This is a genomic window from Embleya australiensis, from assembly GCF_051903075.1.
Lineage (GTDB): Bacteria > Actinomycetota > Actinomycetes > Streptomycetales > Streptomycetaceae > Embleya.
In genome coordinates this window covers 17514-34540 of sequence record NZ_CP182425.1, presented here as the reverse complement: position 1 = coordinate 34540, position 17027 = coordinate 17514, and the positions used below count along the sequence as shown (strand labels likewise).

Below are 17027 nucleotides of genomic sequence, written 5' to 3'. Positions count from 1 at the left end.
AGGGTCCGCAACCCTGCGCAACCCCACGCACCGGACGCACCCCGGCTGCCCCCGCCGCGCCCCGATGACCGCGTCACCGAGCCGGGCGGTGCACTGGGGACCAAGGCCCCGGATCGGGGCTCCGTACGAGGAAGGGAAACGGTCATGACCACCGCAACCGCCGTCCGAGATCCCCGGGCCTTCGTCACCCCGGAGGTGTGGGACCGCGAGGTCGCGCTCCTCGTCCGCGACCACCCCTTCGACACCGTCACGGCCGCCCGCATCCTCGGGCAGGCCATCGCCTACCTGATCACCGCGATGGAGACCCCGGCCGACGTCGAGGTGCTGGGTGTGGGGCAACTCGTCGACCACGGCGTGCACGCCCTCATCCTGGACACCGCGATCTACGCGGACTTCTGCGCCCGGCACAACAACGGCGAGTTCCTGCACCACTCGCCCGCGATCGAACGCAAGAGGGACGGCACCGTCGGCCGCACCGCCGACGCCATCGAGGCCGCCGGCTTCGAGGTCGACCGGCCGTTGTGGGAGGCCGACCTCGCGGATTGCTCCCCGTGCGCACCGGGTACCAAGCACCACTGATTCACCACGCGGAACATGGAAGCCGGTGGCACCGCGAGTCGGTGTCTCCGGCTTCGCCGTTCCCGCGTTTGGGGGGAACGCGAACGATCGGGCGGCGATCATGATTTCGGACGAGTAGCGTGACGCCGTCCGAGTCGGCAGGGGCGGACACCGCCCCCGCACCCCGCGAGGATCGTCGCCGCACATGAGCCTTGAAAGCTACTGGGATCGGTTCGCCGACGTCCTCGAAGAACCCCCGAACGATCCCACCGACAGAGGATTCTTCTGGACCCAGTGGGACCGTCACGGCCCCGGCGCCGAACTCCTCGGCGCCCACCCGCGCACCGTCCTGGAACTGGGCAGCGGCGACGGAACCGAGATCGCCTACCTCGCCCACCGGGGCATCCTCGCCACCGGTGTGGACCTGTCACCCGCCATGTGCGAGCGGGCGACCCGGCATTGGGCCCACGTCTCCGGGGCGACCTTCGTACACGCCGAGGTCTGCGCCTTCCTCGAAGCCACGGACACGGTCTTCGACGCGATCTACTCCCGCTGGGGCGCGGTGTGGTTCTCCGACCCCGGCAAACTCCTCCCCCTCGTCCACGACCACCTCACTCCCGACGGTGTCCTGGCCTTCTCCCAGGCCCCGGCGATCGAGGGCTGCTACGGACCCCAGGGCATGTACGGCAACGGCTACAAGGGCAAGGAACTCCACGTCCAACGCTGGGCCTACACCCCCACCATGTGGACCGACATCCTCACCGACCAAGGCTTCGACGGGATCGACGCCCACGTCCTGCCCGCACCCGACCCGGAAAACCTCGGCACCCTGATCGTCCGAGCCCGAAAGCCAAAGCGGGGGCACCTCAGCGCGCGCCGGACACCTTGAGGATGTCGGCGATCCGGGACACGCTCACCCCGACGATGGTCGCCATCTCGGCCCGGAAGAGGCCGTCGGCACGGCTGGTAACCACGGCTTGCGAACCCCGGTGTCGGCCGCTTGGACCTGGCGGCGGGCCATCCGGCGCTGATGGCTGCCGGGCGAACTCTGGTAGTAGGTCGAGTGGGCGATTGTCCGAAGGCGCGCGGCCCGCTTGAGTCGCCGCCGCGCTACGTCCTTCGTAGGCTCACCCCCACCTGCTGGGGACTTCGTCGGAGGAGCCCCGGAGGTGAGAGTCCGGGGCGGCTCACCCCCACCTGCGTGGGGACTTCCTCCGGGTAGCTGGTCTCGTCCGCCTGCTCGGCGGCTCACCCCCACCTGCGTGGGGACTTCCTCGCGGGACAGCGTCTCCTCCACCGGCTCGGTCGGCTCACCCCCACCTGCGTGGGGACTTCCCGCCGCGTCGATCGCCCTGTGGCACGCCTACCGGCTCACCCCCACCTGCGTGGGGACTTCCCAGGTCCACGGCCATCTCGTCGGCGGTGCGCCGGCTCACCCCCACCTGCGTGGGGACTTCTCCGGGCGGCAGTGGATGTGCAGGGCGCCGCGCGGCTCACCCCCACCTGCGTGGGGACTTCCAGGCCCATGTGGCGCAGCCACCAGGCGTCGACGGCTCACCCCCACCTGCGTGGGGACTTCGGAACCGTCGCGCCGTTCGAACTCCTGGAATACGGCTCACCCCCACCTGCGTGGGGACTTCTCGCCGTCGGGGTATTGGATGTAGCCGGAGCCCGGCTCACCCCCACCTGCGTGGGGACTTCGGACTCGTGGCGCATCGCGGTGAGTTCGCCGGAGGCTTACCCCCACCTGCGTGGGGACTTCACAGTTCCGGGATGTCGGTGGGTGTCAAGTCACGGCTCACCCCCACCTGCGTGGGGACTTCTTGACGGCGCATGGTCGGGCGACTCTACGGCGCGGCTCACCCCCACCTGCGTGGGGACTTCGTCCGGGATCAATCGGACTGCGGCACCGGGCACGGCTCACCCCCACCTGCGTGGGGACTTCGTAGGGGCGTCGCGTCGGGGCACGGCATCGGCCGGCTCACCCCCACCTGCGTGGGGACTTCGCACGGTCGCGGCCGAAACCCATCGCCTCAGCCGGCTCACCCCCACCTGCGTGGGGACTTCACCCGGGCCCGGTCGCCGTTGAGTTCGTCGACCGGCTCACCCCCACCTGCGTGGGGACTTCGCCCGGCGGGCACTCGCCCGACGCGCCTTCGCCGGCTCACCCCCACCTGCGTGGGGACTTCCCCATGTCCACCCGGGGCCCGGGCAGGCCCTTCGGCTCACCCCCACCTGCGTGGGGACTTCGACCGGCCGATCGGTCAGGCCATGGCCTACGTCGGCTCACCCCCACCTGCGTGGGGACTTCGTCTCGATCGCCTCGCGCGCCTCCTCCGTGCCCGGCTCACCCCCACCTGCGTGGGGACTTCCCTTCCTGACCTGCGGATTCTTGAGGACTTTGCCGATTCGTGATGCAAACAGGGTCATTGCGGCAAGCTTCCTGCCTGTTTTCGCTTCGGCATATCGGCAATCGTTCGCGAGCTGGGCGTTGTCACATGGTTTGGTCCTGTCTGCGCGTCGGCCGGACGGACGTGCGGTGTCATTCGCGGCGTGTCCGCCTTGAAGCTCCCGCCGTCATCGACAGGTCCGGAACGAGATCGGCTTGAATCCGACGCAGCCACGAGACAAGGATACGAGCCCTGCCTCCGGTCGCTCGGGCCGCCGGACATACCGATCAAGACCCGACGATCCCCACCCGCACGAGGGCCTCTCCCCGCGCCGGCCGCCACGGTGGACGGTCCGGTGCAATGGCGTCGGCTCTCCACACCGTGACGTCGCACACTCCGGATAGCAACACGTCGAGGGCGGTGGACAACACGGCGCCCTCGTCAAGATGGCGACCCGGCCACAGGCTCCCGCGTGCCGGCCTGCATGACCTCCGTGATCGCCCGGCGGATTCGCGGAACTTCGCCGACGAGCAGACGCTCACGGCCACGTACGAGCACGACGGCAGCCGATCGACGAAGTCGCGCGTGAAGACCGCCGGATGTCGCAGGCGGTTCACAACCGCCGTTGCCGGTACGGCAATCGGGCCTTCACCGAGAAAATCGGCCACATCGAGCACATGCACCGCAGCACACAACCCGCAGGAAGTCACACCCACGAAAGTGCGAGTGGAAGGCGTTCAGCAAACGCTGCCCAGCCGATCCCGCCGAGTACGAGGCATGGGAGCAGGCGCGCCGCTCGCACAGGGACGTCCGGTACGGCGGCCCTGTCTTCGACGGCACGCCCGACCCTCCCCCACTCGCGTAGGCGGCCTCTCTCGGATTGCCGCCCATGAGAAGGCCACCGGCGGCTCAGTCAAACGACTCCCTACCGGAGACCGACGCACTCCGCGAGGAACGCCGGCATGGCGTGCCGCTCCACGAGGCGTCCACGCGCATGCGTCGCGGTGTCGTCCGCGGGCAGGAACACCCCGTCGCACCGGCGACAACACAACAACCGGGCCCACACCGCACGTTGCTCCTGCCACTGGGGATGGGCCACGCGATACCGCCGCCGGTAGACGACCAGGAACCAGACCGCCAGCAACAAGGCCACCCCCGACGCCGCGGACCCGAGGATCGCGTTGATCACCGCCGCCGTCACGAACATGCCCACGAACGCCGCCACCAACGCCTGCCGCCATCCCCGCGCCGTCCACGGACGCACCGGCGGCCTCAACGAACGCGACAATGACGTCTGCGCCCTGCCCTTACCATGCACGGACCCGACCGCACTTTCCAGGCCACGTGGGCCCTCCAGACGCACGGATACCCGCCCACGGGTCCGGGACACCGCCACCCCGCTCTCGTACAGGGCCCGGACCCTGACGACCTGATCAACCTGCCGGCACCGCGGGCAACGCATCACTGCTGCTCCTCCTGGGGACACACCTCGAAAGACGACACCACCGCGCCGCACCAGACGCGGGCGGCAACAGCGGACAAGCAATGGCTCACTCTTCGTCGGAAGGCGGGGCACTCACGATCGGACACATCCGTAAGAGCCCATTCAGGGCGCACGCGACGTCGAGTGCCGAGACGCCCGCGCGGGCCGACGCGCGTAACCCCGAGCCCCCGGGCCCTCCGCCCATCGAGCCGTCACCAACCCTCTCCGCCAGTCAACCATCCAAGTAGCCAAATCAGCATGCGAGTTCGAGAATCAAAAACACCATGACCAGGCCTGTGACGCGTCGCGCAGCCCGATCGGGTTGAGGCCGATCGGGCCCACACAGCACGTTGCGCTCAAGATCGTCGCCGCATCGGCGGCCTGCGTATCGTCGGAGGCCCTCGGATCGGATCGACGGGGCCAGGAGCGACCCGGACCTGCCGCTTGCGGCCGAGGCGGCACCGTCGACGGTCGTCCCGCCGCTCGGACGGGTATTGCCCGCCCTCATACCGGTCTCCGATACGTCCAAGACGACCGTGCTGCGGTCGACGTCCAGGTCGACAACGCCGTCGGCATGGGCAACGGTCGGCAGCCACCGCCGCGTACCTCAGCACGACCTGTCCCGTTGGGCATCCATGGCGGCCACGCGCCAGATCCCGGCCACGTCACGGGCGAGGGTGTACGCGCGGATGTAACGGGACACCCGGGTGGCGATCAGCGCCAGGGTGCCGTCCCGATGCACGGGCCGCCGCCCGGTGATGTCGACGCAGGCGGCGAGCGTGACGGTCGGTGTCGTGCTCGACAGCGACACCACCACGTCGCGCGGCGCCGGAGGCGCGGGCGCCCCCGGCAGGGCGATCCCGGTGGTGCTCACGGTGCCGACGATCCCCTGAATGAGGCTGACAGCGCGACCGATCGCCGTCTTTTCGAGCGCGGGCTTGGTCCAACGCCAACCCCGCCTCAACCGACCCCTGCATCCGGTCGTACCGCCCGTAGACCTCAACCGCCTTGGCCCCGGCAACGTCCTCCGCGCTCGACACCACCAGAACCTGGCCAAACGGAGGTGCCAGTAACGGAGTGATGCGCTCCGCAGTTGTGTCGCCGTCACCGCCATCGCACCCGACAACCACCAGCAGCACCACCGCTACCGCGACCGTGCCTGTACTCCGCCCCATGAGCCCCTCGATCGGCCGTGATCACACCTGGCACTCAGGAAGTGCCACGACAACCACACCAGTGACCACCGAACCGAAAATCGCGAATACACGAACCACCCCGCCCCGTCCTCAAGAGGACTTCCCGACTACCGGGGGCATTGTTGAGACGGGGACTGTAAAACTAACGGTGGAACTTGATCATGAAAGTGACGCCGAGAGATGACTGACGTGATGTCAGAGCCTGTGCAGGACAGCCCGGTTGGAGGTGTCGTCGATGACGCTGTGGACGGCCGGTTGATCGACGAGCTGGTGGGCCGGGCCCGTGCCCAAGGTCTGGATCTGGTGGGTGAGGGTGGGCTGCTTCAGCAGCTGACCAAGCGGATCCTCGAGTCCGCTCTCGAGGGTGAGATCACCGACCACCTCGGGTATGAGAAGCACGATCCGGCCGGGGACAACAGCGGGAACTCGCGCAACGGCACCCGCGCGAAGACGGTGTTGACCGATGTGGGCCCGGTGGAGATATCGGTGCCGCGAGACCGCGAGGGGTCGTTCGAGCCGAGGATCGTCCGTAAACGGCAGCGGCGTCTGTCGGGGGTGGACGAGATGGTGATCTCGTTGTCCGCGAAAGGTCTGACCACCGGCGAGGTCCGGGCCCACCTGGCCGAGGTCTACGGGGCCGACGTGTCGCGGCAGACGATCTCCACGATCACCGACAAGGTCCTCGACGGGATGGCCGAGTGGCAGAACCGGCCGCTCGACCGCGTCTACCCGGTCGTGTTCGTGGACTGCATCAACGTGAAGGTCCGCGACGGCAAGGTCGCCAACCGGCCGATCTACGTCGCGTTGGCGGTCACCGCCGAGGGCCACCGCGACATCCTCGGCCTGTGGGCCGGCGACGGCGCGGAAGGGGCCAAGTTCTGGCTCCACGTGCTGACCGAGATCAGGAACCGCGGCGTCGAGGACGTGCTCATGCTCGTCTGCGACGGGCTCAGAGGTCTGCCCGACAGCGTCGAGGCCGTCTGGCCGCGGACCGTGGTCCAGACCTGCGTCGTCCATCTCCTGCGGAACAGTTTTCGCTATGCCGGACGGCAGGACTGGGACAAGATCGCCAAGGCCCTGCGGCCGGTCTATCAGGCTCCGACCGAGGAGGCCGCACTCGAACGCTTCGTGGAGTTCACCGACGCCTGGGGGAAGAAGTACCCGGCGATCGTACGGCTGTGGGAGAACGCCTGGTCGGAGTTTGTACCGTTCCTGAGCTTCGACACGGAGATCCGCACGGTGATCTGCTCGACCAACGCGATCGAGTCGGTCAACGCGCGGATCCGGCGGGCGGTCAAGGCGCGCGGACACTTCCCCAACGAGCAGGCCGCCCTCAAGTGCGTCTATATGGCGATCATGTCGCTCGACCCTACCGGTCAGGGCCGCAAACGCTGGACCATGCGCTGGAAAGCAGCCCTGAACGCCTTCGACATCGCCTTCGACGGACGCCTGTCCGCCGGACGCAACTGACCACTACATCAACCCCGTTACACCGTTCGATTTACAGACCCTTGAGACGGCCTGAGTTGAACTGACGAATCCCGTTTCGCCCCCAGAGGTCGGGCAGGATTTCGGCTTTCCGAGTACATTCGCCCTGGTACGCGAAGTCGGGCGGTGGCCGGTGGGGTTCACGGTGCGCGACCTGGCGGGGTGGGCAGGCCGAAGCGCCCGGTGGCCTGGGGTGGTTGGGGCGCCCGGTCCGTGATGTGGGGTTCGTCGTTCGGCCGACCACTCGCGGGCGTCGGGCGGGGGCTCGGGCAGTATGGCCGGGATTGCGGCTCGTTGTGTCGGGCGTCTCGACCGGGCTCCGGTCCGTATCGTCGGTATCGGGCAGGCAGGGCTTCGCCGGTGTCCGCAGAAGTTCCGCCGCGGACGCGTTCGGGGCAGTGGCACCGGAGCACAGCGTGGCGTCAGGGCCCCGGATCGACCGCGCCGGTGCTGCCGGTTCCGACCGGGTGGCGCCGTCGCCGGTCATCCCGCCGGCCGGGCGGGTAATGCCCGCCCTCTTCCCGGTCTCCGACGCGTCCAGGACGACCATGGCCACCGACGGCGTCCACGTCGACGGTGCCGTCGGCGCGGGCCAAGGTCAGCCACAGCAGCGCAACGAGCACCTCGGCCGCCGCCCGAGGGAAAGCCCCGGCTCGAGAACGGGTCCTGGGGTGACATCACGTCGAAACGCATCGCCGGAGGCCCGAGCCGGGACATGCTGTCCGCATGCCCCACCACCTCGCCGAGGAGCACTCGTGACGGTCACCCCGACCACCGACCATCCGGCCTGGACCACCGACCCGACCGGTGCCCGCGTACGCCTCCTGGACACCGGATCCGGCCTGTGGCTGGCCACATTCGACCCGGGCGAGGGACTGCGGCTGGACGTCGTCACCGGCGAGGACGACCCCAAACCCGCCGTCACCGTCACCGAACCCGACGAACTACCCGCAGTACCGAAGCCCTTGAACACGGCGCTGAAAAACCTGGGCACGGTAGTACGAATCCCGAACCCCTCCCTGTGGGAGGCCATCAGCACCGCGATCCTGCGCCAGGTCGTCCGGGCCGCTCAGGCCCGCAGGATCCACCATGCCTGGTGTACGACCCACGGTCCCGCCGTGGAGACCACCGCGGGCCGCTTGTCCACCGCACCCGGTCCCGAGACGGTCCTCGCACTCTCGGAGGACGCGTTCAAAAACGTCGGCGCCCTGTTCCACCGCACCGCGCTCCAAGCCGCCGCGCACGCCTATCTCCAACACGGCGATCGATGGCGCGCCCTGCCCGCAGGCGCGCTCGTCGAGGCGTTGGACGAGGTCCCGCGCATCGGCCCGTGGACCGCCGCCGCGGCCGCGGCGGACTTCACCGGCGACTTCTCGATCTACCCGCACCACGACCTGGCCGTCCGCACCTGGGCCCGCCGCATCGCCCCGGACCACCCCTGGCCCGCCACCGAAAAGGAGTTCGGCACCCACTGGCGCCGATGGGCCCGCAACGACCGGCAGTTGCACGCCCTGACACTGTTCACACTCACCTGGGGGACATCACATGCCGACCAACGGCAGTACGGAGGCACCACGGCACAGCACTGACCTCATCGCCGGAGTCGACCCGACACGGACCCTGGACGCCGTGTTCGTCAACGCTCCCCTGCGCGACTACACCGTGCGCCCGCGCGTCAACGACTACACCCTTCCCGTGCTGGGCATGGCCTACATCGCCACCTACGCCCGACACGCCGGCCACAACGTCGGCCTCCTGGACGCCGAGGCACACGGCCTGGGCATCGACGAGACCGCCGCCCTCGTGAACCGGGCCCGACCTCGCTGGGCGGGATTCAACCTCCTCGCCCCCACCTACGCCCTCTCCGCCCGCATCGCCCACACCTTGGACCCGGACATCAAGATCATGGTCGGGGGCCACCACGCCAAGGCCATGCCGCACACGGTGCTGCGCGATCCGCGGTTCGAACGACTGACCGCCCTGATCCTGGGCGAGGGCGAAACCCGCGTCGCCGCACTGCTGGACGACCACACCCGCCGCGCCACACTCCCGCAGGTGATGTGGCGCGACCCGCACCCGGACACCATCGCCGTCGGACTCCACTGCGGCGACCCGAACCCCTGGCTGTCCCCCGACGTCGACCAACTGCCCCTCGTGGACCGCACGTTCCTGCCGCAGGACCCCTACCGGGCCGCCGACGGACGGGTGGAGGCGAACATCGTCGGCTCGCGCGGCTGCCCCTACGACTGCGGCTTCTGCGGCGCCGCGGTCTCCATGAACCGCGACCTCACGATCCGCACCCGCACCCCGACCGGCATCCTCGCCGAACTCGACCACCTCAACGCCCGCCACGGCGCGACCGCGTTCCGGTTCGTCGACGACCTGTTCCTCGGCGCCGAACGGATCATCCGCACCGCCATGGACGCCTTCACCGCCGACCGCACCGGCGACCGCTACGTCTGGGACGCCACCGGCCGCATCAACGTCCTGCACCGCCTCGACGACGCCATGCTCGACACCCTCGCCGCCAACGGTCTGCGCGAGGTCGCACTCGGCATCGAATCCGGCTCGGATCGGGTCCTGGCGATGATGGACAAACGCATCACCACCGCCATGACCCTCACGGTGGCCCGTCGCCTGATGGAACGCGGAATCGACGTCAAGGGCTACTTCATCCTCGGCTACCCCGACGAACACACCGCAGACCTCACCGCGACCGTCGCACACATTGAACACCTGTGGTCCCTGTCCGACCGCCTGCCCGGCACCTTCCGCGCCTCGGTGTTCGAGTTCCGCCCCTACCCCGGCTCCCCCGTGTGGGGCCGGCTCGTCCAGGCCGGCCACGACCCCCACCGCATGCAGGCGTACGAAGACGTGGACCTGACCGACGACGGCGCGGACGAAGGCATGCGGCAGCGCGACGAGTTCAACTTCTCCGTCGGCATCGCGTTCTCCCAAACCCCCCTGCCCACCCTCCGCCGCCGGCTCGCCGACCTCACCCGCCGCCAACACGCCCGCACCCACCCCCCGACGGACGCCCGATGAACGCCCCCGGATACTTCCTGACCGTGGACGGCCCCGGCGGAGTCGGGAAATCCACCACCGTCACCGCGATCACCCACCGACTGCGCGAAGCCGGGCACACCGTCCACCCCACCACCGAACCCTCCGGCAGCGCCCTGGGCATCGCCACCCGACGCCTGGCCCAAGAGGTACGCGGCACCGCCCTCGCCCTGCTCGTGGCCGCCGACCGACACCACCACCTCGACACCGAGATACGCCCCCACCTGGCCGCCGGCCACACCGTGGTCTGCGACCGCTACCTCGCCTCCAGCCTCGTCCTGCAACGCCTGGACGGCGTCCCCGCACAGTTCATCCGGACCATCAACACCGGCATCACCCTGCCCGACCTCGCCGTCGTACTCACCGCCCGCGCCACCACCGTCACCCGACGCCTGCACACACGCGGATCCCACCACCGCTTCGAGGACGACCCCGACAACGTCACCCGCGAACTCGACCTGTACGAACAGGCGATCGTCACCCTGCGGGACATGGCCGTGCCCGTCCTGCGCCTGGACGCCGACGCCCTCACCCCCACGAGTGTCGCCGCCGCGATCGTGCACGCGACCGGAATCACCTCGGCTAGGGTCGCCCCCGACCGCGTCCCCCCACCCGAACAGAGAACATGAACCCCACCACCCCCGTCATCGACGTACATCTCATCCTCCGCGACGGAGACAAGATCCTCCTGTCCCAACGCGGCGGCCCCTACGGCCACGGCCGATGGCACGCCCCCTCCGGCAAACTCGACCCCGACGAAACACTGACCACCGCCACCGCCCGCGAGGCATACGAGGAAACCGGCGTCGTCGTCGACCCCCACCACCTCCGCCTCGTCCACACCGTCCACCACCACCAAGGCGACGACGCACCCGACCGCATCGGATTCTTCTTCGAAGCCACCACATGGGAGAACGAACCCGTCAACCGCGAACCCGACAAATGCCTGCGCCTCGCCTGGTTCACCATCCACGACCTGCCCGACGACCTCATCCCCTACCCCGAAGCCGGACTACGCGCATACCTGAACGGCAAACCCGGCCTCACCACACACGGCTGGCCACACACCGGCAAAGACCGACCCGGGAGCTGAACCACCCACAGCCCTCCGTCATCACCAACGCTTCAAGGCAAACAGGCGCACCGCCGGCCAGCCACAACACCGGTTCACAACCAAGTCGCGAACCGCACGTCGCGAAACCCACCACCCACGCTGACCAGGCCCCCGCTTCGGTCGCATCAGAAGAACCCCCACGGCTCACCGGCGGGGCGGACATCGGTCCGGCTGGCTCACCCCCACCTGCGTGGGGACTTCTCACGGCGCTCGGCGGTGAAGGCTCTCAGGCCCGGCTCACCCCCACCTGCGTGGGGGCTTCCGTCCGACGCGTTGCGCCGTGCTGCGGGCGAGCAGCTCACCCCCATCTGCGTGGGGACTTGAGGCATGGGGGAGCGCCTGACGGCCCGTACGGCGGCTCACCCCCACCTGCGTGGGGACTTCACATCCCCATCCGGGTAAGCCTGAGCAAGCCGCGGCTCACCCCCACCTGCGTGGGGACTTCCGCGGTGGTTCGTCGTGTCTGTCACGACGCTCCGGCTCACCCCCACCTGCGTGGGGACTTCGACGTTCCCGCGTCGTCCGAGCCGCCGCGCGACGGCTCACCCCTACCTGCGTGGGGACTTCGACGTTCCCGCGTCGTCCGAGCCGCCGCGCGACGGCTCACCCCCACCTGCGTGCGGACTTCGACACCGAACACCGCGGGGGTCGTCTGTGGACGCGGCTCACCCCCACCTACGTGGGGACTTCCCGCCACACGAACCCGGTGGTGCCCGTCGCCGCGGCTCACCCCCACCTACGTGGGGACTTCATGGAGCAGGACATGTTGGATGCCCTCCTCACCGACTCACCCCCACCTACGTGGGGACTTCGAGTGCGGGGTCTGCGACGCGATGACCGCCCGCGGCTCACCCCCACCTACGTGGGGACTTCGCACCCGCCGACAAGACCCGTTCGAGACTGGCCGGCTCACCCCCACCTACGTGGGGACTTCCAAATGGCCGATCCGACAGCCGACTCTCACTATGGCTCACCCCCACCTACGTGGGGACTTCTTGACCTCGTCGTAGCGGTCATCCCAGACGGCCGGCTCACCCCCACCTACGTGGGGACTTCCCGGTCCTGGTCCCAGGCGTCGTAGATCGCGCCAGCTCACCCCCACCTACGTGGGGACTTCAGCGTCACGAACGAGCGGGAAAAACCTCACCTCGGCTCACCCCCACCTACGTGGGGACTTCTGGATCGAGGAGCACGACACGGCCGGCATGGTCGGCTCACCCCCACCTACGTGGGGACTTCGCGGGCCGTTGTCGTTGTTACGCCTCCCAGCGCGGCTCACCCCCACCTACGTGGGGACTTCGCCGCGACCAGCAGGAACGCGAGGAACGCGCCCGGCTCACCCCCACCTACGTGGGGACTTCATCGAACGGACGTCTTCGGGGGTCAACTGCTGCGGCTCACCCCCACCTACGTGGGGACTTCTACGTTCGGTACGTTCGCAATCGGCGTGGGAGCGGCTCACCCCCACCTACGTGGGGACTTCACGAGCGCCCGGACCGTGCGCGACACGGTCCCCGGCTCACCCCCACCTACGTGGGGACTTCGCAGTCATCTTCTCGGCGTCGAGGCCCAGCGACGGCTCACCCCCACCTACGTGGGGACTTCCCCGCGCGTACTGCGGTCATCACCTCCCCGGTCGGCTCACCCCCACCTACGTGGGGACTTCGGGACGGAGAAGGGCAAGGGACGGGGGCGTCTCGGCTCACCCCCACCTACGTGGGGACTTCCCGATAGGCGCGCGACAGCAACTCCCCGCTCTCGGCTCACCCCCACCTACGTGGGGACTTCGAGTACCCGGCATGCTCGTGAGCGGCTCGGCGACGGCTCACCCCCACCTACGTGGGGACTTCCTCCGGCGTCCGGAGGGCGGTCCGCCTGTCCTCGGCTCACCCCCACCTACGTGGGGACTTCCAAGTTGTACCGCGACACTGTGATTTCCAGCGACGGCTCACCCCCACCTACGTGGGGACTTCTGAGGGAGTTGACCCCCTCAACCACCCCTGACCGGCTCACCCCCACCTACGTGGGGACTTCTCCTCCATCCAGCCCTTTCCGCTGATCAGGGCCGGCTCACCCCCACCTACGTGGGGACTTCTTCGCGCACGCGGGCATCCAGGTGACGCGGATCGGCTCACCCCCACCTACGTGGGGACTTCCCTTGCTGACCTGCGGGTTCTTGAGGGCTTTGCCAATTCGTGATGCAAACAGGGTCATTCCGGCAAGCCTCTTGCCTGTTTTCACTTCAGTGATTTGCTGATCATTCGCAGGTCGAGCGTTGTCGCATAATTTGATCCTGTTTGCGCTTCGGCCGGACAGGCGTGCGGTGTCGTTCGAGGCGTGTCCGTCCATCAAGTTCCCGCCGTCATCGTCACGTCCGGAACGAGATCGGATTCCGTCGCGGTAGCGATGCAAGGATACGCACCCTGCCCCCGGTCGCTCGGCGGCCGAACCTACCGATCAAGGCCCTACGATCCCCACGCGCACAAGGCCTCTCCCGACGGAACGCCGCTCGTAGTCCCCCGCACGCGTGCCACTCCCGTACATGTGAAACCGCGAGCCGCCTCGGTGGACGGTCCGGCGCGATGTCGTCGTCTCTCCACACCCTGACGTCCACACTCCAAACAGTGGGCGCACAAGGCCTGGAGGACGCGAGTGATATCCAACGACACACGGCTCACCCCGGCAAGCGCCGACTCACCCCTCGACCCGGTGGTACCACGGAGCCGAGGCGACGGCGATGCCCAGTCCGCACGTCGAGGCGTCCACCGACCTCCACCTCCACCGAATCGCCATGGGCAGGGCAGCCCATTGCCCCACCGCCTCCCACACCGACACAAGGCCGGGGCCATCCCGACCCCGCACGTCATCCGCCGGCCTCCGCCAACCATCGCCGCACGCGTGCACGCATCGCCTCGGCCCGCGGATCGGTGTACTCGGTCAGATAGGTCAGCGCCTCCGCCCAGAGCGCGCGAGCAGTCTCGGGGCTCTCCGACCGAACGGCGGCCGCCAAGTCGTCAAGGTCCACAGCCGTTTCCCACCCGTCACCGAGGTCACGGTGAACGGCTGCGGCCCGGCGGTGGAACGCGGCTGCCTCGGCGTGGCGCTCCATCGCCGCGTACGTCCGCCCCGTGCCACGCCAGGCCAACGCCTCACGGCCACGATCACCGAGACGCCGGTGCAACATGGCCGATCGACCGCAGGAGGCCAGTGCCTCACCGAATTGCCCGGCGTCACGCTGAATATCGCCGAGGGTCAGAAGCCAGAACCCCTCCAGCCCACGATTGCGCAGGCTCACGGCGATCTCGAGAGCCTCGTCGACGGCCCGGCGGGCGGCCTCGATCTCGCCCCGCTCGTGGCGAAGCCGCGCGATGATCCACAGTGCGTTGCCCACACTCTGCCGGTTGCCCAGCGCCCGATGGGCGGCGAGCGCGTCGCGGACGGCGTCGTCCGCCTCTCGAAGACGTCCCGCGTGCAACCGGGCTCCGGCCAGATTGGACAGGGCAGAGGCGGCCCAACGATCGCCGTCCACCATACGGAAGACGTCTATGGCCCGCCGGAAGTCCTCGGCAGCCGCGTCGAGTCGCCGAGCCCGCAGGTGGATCAGCCCCAGAAGGTTGAGGGCGTGTGCCTCCTCCATGCGATTGCCAACGGCGCGGGCGAGGGCCAGGACCCGGGCGAAGTAGTCCGCCGCCGGGTCGAGTCGGTAAACGGCCCGATGGGACATGCCGAGCTGGTTGAGCAGCATGAGTCGCCCGTTCGGGTTGTCCGCGTGTTCGGCGGACGACAGACCGACGTGTCCGAAGTCGAGCCATTCCGCGAAGGACGCGGAAGCCGACAACACGTTCCACGAGGTCGCGGCCAACTGCCAGGCATGCCGATGCAGACCGGCACCCGCAGCGGCCCGCACGAGGTGCGCGAACGTGGCGCGTTCACGCTCCCCCAGTCGGCAGCGGCATCGTAGTCGGCGAAGCACAACGGTGCCGGGCACGTGGTCGTCTCGGATAGCGGCACATGCCCCTCGCCGGGTTGGAGCCACGTCTGTGCCGCGTCGGCCGTACGCAGATACCACTCCAGTACCCGACGCAACGCAACCTCCCGCTGTGCGGCGGATTCCTCGTCGTGGGCCTGATCGAGGGCGAACGCGCGCAGGAGGTCGTGAAAACGGAAGCGGTCGGGGCCGACCTGCTCCACGAGATGGGCGCCCACAAGGTCGTCGAGGAGTTGCCGGGCCCGTCCCAACGCGAGGTCGCCCAGCGCGGCCGCCGCGTGCAAGCCGAACTCCGGTCCCGGATGCAGGCCCAAGAGCCGGAAAAGCCGCCCGGAGTCCGGCGGCAAGGCGCGGTACGACCAGGCGAAGACCGTACGGACAGCCTCGGCCTCCTCCTCGATCCCCGTGCTCAGCGCATCCCAGAGTGCCGACTCGTCGCGCAGATCCGCAAGCAGGTCGTCGAGATGCAAGTGCGGATGACCCGCAGCACGCTCGGCGGCGATCCGCAGGGCCAGTGGAAGACACGCGCACAGACGTGCCGGCTCCGCGAGCTTCTCGTCGTCGTCACCCGAGCGGTAGTCCCGCGTGACCACCCGCAGGAGCGTCACGGCCTCGGGTTCGGGGAGCATGCCCAGAGTGATCCTGCGAGCACCGATTCCACACTCACCCAGCCGTCGGCCCTTCACACATCCCACACCCGTGACTACGCTTCGGGTACTTCACGACCGGGGGGCCAACGTGAAAACGATCGATACGGACAACTTTTCCGCACACTTACGGACGAAATCCATTCGTCCCCACACGGGCGAGCTCCTGATTGCCCGGATCGACGATTCCGATCAGGCAACCGACCTGTCCGAACCGCCCAACTGTGCAGGCTTCGGGCGCATTCGACACTTCAGGGTGGACACCCCCGATCCATGGCCCGGCAACCCTCTGCCGATCCTCCCGGCAGCCCACAGCCTCGGGGTGATCGAGAGCGCCACCCGCAACGCACAGGTGTTTCAGAACGCTTCCTGCAATTGGCGATGCTGGTACTGCTTCGTACCCTTCGACCACCTCGCCGCGAACGAGTCGAAATCCGCATGGCTCACCGCCGATCAGATGATTTCCCTCTATCGCGCGGAGACCTCGCCACCGATCGTGATCGACTGTTCCGGGGGACAACCCGACCTCATTCCGGAATGGATTCCGTGGATGATGGACTCCCTCGTCCGCACCGGACTGCACACCACCACATACCTGTGGTCGGACGACAATCTCAGCAACGATTACTTCTGGCGTCACCTCGACTCCGACCAACGACGCACCGTCACCACATACCGAAACTACGGTCGAGTCGGCTGCTTCAAGGGCTTCGACGCCCGCTCGTTCGCCTTCAACACCCGAGCCGACCCGACACTCTTCACACGACAGTTCGAACTCTTCGCACGACTGCTCGCCACAGGCATCGATCTCTACGCCTACGCGACCTTCACCGCGCCGGACGACACGAACCCCGACCGTGACATGGCGGACTTCGTCGACCGCCTCCAGGAGATCCACCCCACCCTCCCTCTGCGCACGGTCCCCCTGCGCATCGAGACGTTCGGGGTCGTACAGCCACGACTGCGCCCGGCGCACCGACGAGCCCTCGAGATCCAGGACGCGGCGATACGAGCCTGGAACCACGAGATCGAACGACGATTCGACGCGCCCACGCGCGCCCTGGCCATGCCGGACGTGCCGCCGAAAGCGTGATCGGCCG

11 protein-coding genes and 2 CRISPR repeat arrays are annotated in these 17027 nt (G+C 68.6%); of the genes, 8 read left to right on the top strand and 3 right to left on the bottom strand.

The features are described 5' to 3' along the window. Window positions 1-144: 144 nt before the first annotated feature. The gene (locus ACMXN5_RS50295) at window positions 145-579 is read left to right on the top strand and encodes a hypothetical protein (RefSeq protein ID WP_439681829.1); all 435 of its coding nucleotides are present in this window, start codon (window positions 145-147) and stop codon (window positions 577-579) included. 184 nt (window positions 580-763) lie between these two features. Continuing rightward, window positions 764-1447 carry a class I SAM-dependent methyltransferase gene (locus ACMXN5_RS50290; protein ID WP_439681828.1) on the top strand — a complete coding sequence of 228 codons (684 nt, stop codon included), beginning with the start codon at window positions 764-766 and terminating at the stop codon, window positions 1445-1447. A 294-nt stretch (window positions 1448-1741) separates the two neighbouring features. After that, window positions 1742-2930: direct repeats of the CRISPR family, unit length 29 nt; unit sequence CGGCTCACCCCCACCTGCGTGGGGACTTC. A gap of 943 nt (window positions 2931-3873) precedes the next feature. On the opposite strand, the gene ACMXN5_RS50285 is transcribed toward ACMXN5_RS50290, so the two are convergent. Further along, window positions 3874-4212 (bottom strand): hypothetical protein, encoded by a 339-nt coding sequence (locus ACMXN5_RS50285; protein ID WP_439681827.1) that lies wholly within the window; start codon window positions 4210-4212, stop codon window positions 3874-3876. Between the two features lie 826 nt (window positions 4213-5038). After that, window positions 5039-5305: a hypothetical protein gene (locus tag ACMXN5_RS50280; protein WP_439681826.1), complete on the bottom strand. Its 267-nt coding sequence runs from the start codon at window positions 5303-5305 to the stop codon at window positions 5039-5041. Between the two features lie 502 nt (window positions 5306-5807). On the opposite strand from ACMXN5_RS50280, the gene ACMXN5_RS50275 reads away from it, so the two are divergent. The 5 genes from ACMXN5_RS50275 (at window position 5808) to ACMXN5_RS50255 (ending at window position 11271) form a co-directional block, all read left to right on the top strand. Then, entirely contained in the window at window positions 5808-7097 is a 1290-nt protein-coding gene (locus tag ACMXN5_RS50275; RefSeq protein WP_439681825.1) for an IS256 family transposase, read from the top strand. 773 nt (window positions 7098-7870) lie between these two features. Beyond that, window positions 7871-8704 carry a hypothetical protein gene (locus ACMXN5_RS50270; RefSeq protein WP_439681824.1) on the top strand — a complete coding sequence of 278 codons (834 nt, stop codon included), beginning with the start codon at window positions 7871-7873 and terminating at the stop codon, window positions 8702-8704. Continuing rightward, window positions 8661-10160 (top strand): B12-binding domain-containing radical SAM protein, encoded by a 1500-nt coding sequence (locus tag ACMXN5_RS50265; RefSeq protein ID WP_439681823.1) that lies wholly within the window; start codon window positions 8661-8663, stop codon window positions 10158-10160. The genes ACMXN5_RS50270 and ACMXN5_RS50265 overlap by 44 nt, the downstream gene beginning before the upstream one ends. After that, on the top strand, window positions 10157-10807 hold the full coding sequence (tmk, locus tag ACMXN5_RS50260; RefSeq protein WP_439681822.1) for a dTMP kinase: 651 nt from the start codon (window positions 10157-10159) through the stop codon (window positions 10805-10807). The genes ACMXN5_RS50265 and tmk overlap by 4 nt, the downstream gene beginning before the upstream one ends. Next, window positions 10804-11271, top strand: a complete 468-nt coding sequence (locus ACMXN5_RS50255) for an NUDIX hydrolase (protein WP_439681821.1) — start codon at window positions 10804-10806, stop codon at window positions 11269-11271. The genes tmk and ACMXN5_RS50255 overlap by 4 nt, the downstream gene beginning before the upstream one ends. 193 nt (window positions 11272-11464) lie before the next feature. Beyond that, window positions 11465-13448: a CRISPR direct-repeat array (repeat unit 29 nt; unit sequence CGGCTCACCCCCACCTGCGTGGGGACTTC). 707 nt (window positions 13449-14155) lie between these two features. Here the strand turns inward: ACMXN5_RS50255 and ACMXN5_RS50250 are convergent. Further along, complete coding sequence (locus ACMXN5_RS50250; protein WP_439681820.1) at window positions 14156-15280, bottom strand: tetratricopeptide repeat protein; 1125 nt, start codon at window positions 15278-15280, stop codon at window positions 14156-14158. Between the two features lie 738 nt (window positions 15281-16018). Between ACMXN5_RS50250 and ACMXN5_RS50245 the strand changes: the two genes are divergently transcribed. Further along, window positions 16019-17020, top strand: a complete 1002-nt coding sequence (locus ACMXN5_RS50245) for a hypothetical protein (protein ID WP_439681819.1) — start codon at window positions 16019-16021, stop codon at window positions 17018-17020. The last annotated feature ends 7 nt before the right edge of the window (window positions 17021-17027 follow it).

Bases quoted from the DNA above. Each gene is read 5' to 3' on its own strand.
- ACMXN5_RS50255 (WP_439681821.1), top strand. From the start codon at position 10,804: ATGAACCCCACCACCCCCGTCATCGACGTACATCTCATCCTCCGCGAC.
- ACMXN5_RS50295 (WP_439681829.1), top strand. From the start codon at position 145: ATGACCACCGCAACCGCCGTCCGAGATCCCCGGGCCTTCGTCACCCCG.
- ACMXN5_RS50275 (WP_439681825.1), top strand. From the start codon at position 5,808: ATGACTGACGTGATGTCAGAGCCTGTGCAGGACAGCCCGGTTGGAGGT.
- tmk (WP_439681822.1), top strand. From the start codon at position 10,157: ATGAACGCCCCCGGATACTTCCTGACCGTGGACGGCCCCGGCGGAGTC.
- ACMXN5_RS50265 (WP_439681823.1), top strand. From the start codon at position 8,661: ATGCCGACCAACGGCAGTACGGAGGCACCACGGCACAGCACTGACCTC.
- ACMXN5_RS50290 (WP_439681828.1), top strand. From the start codon at position 764: ATGAGCCTTGAAAGCTACTGGGATCGGTTCGCCGACGTCCTCGAAGAA.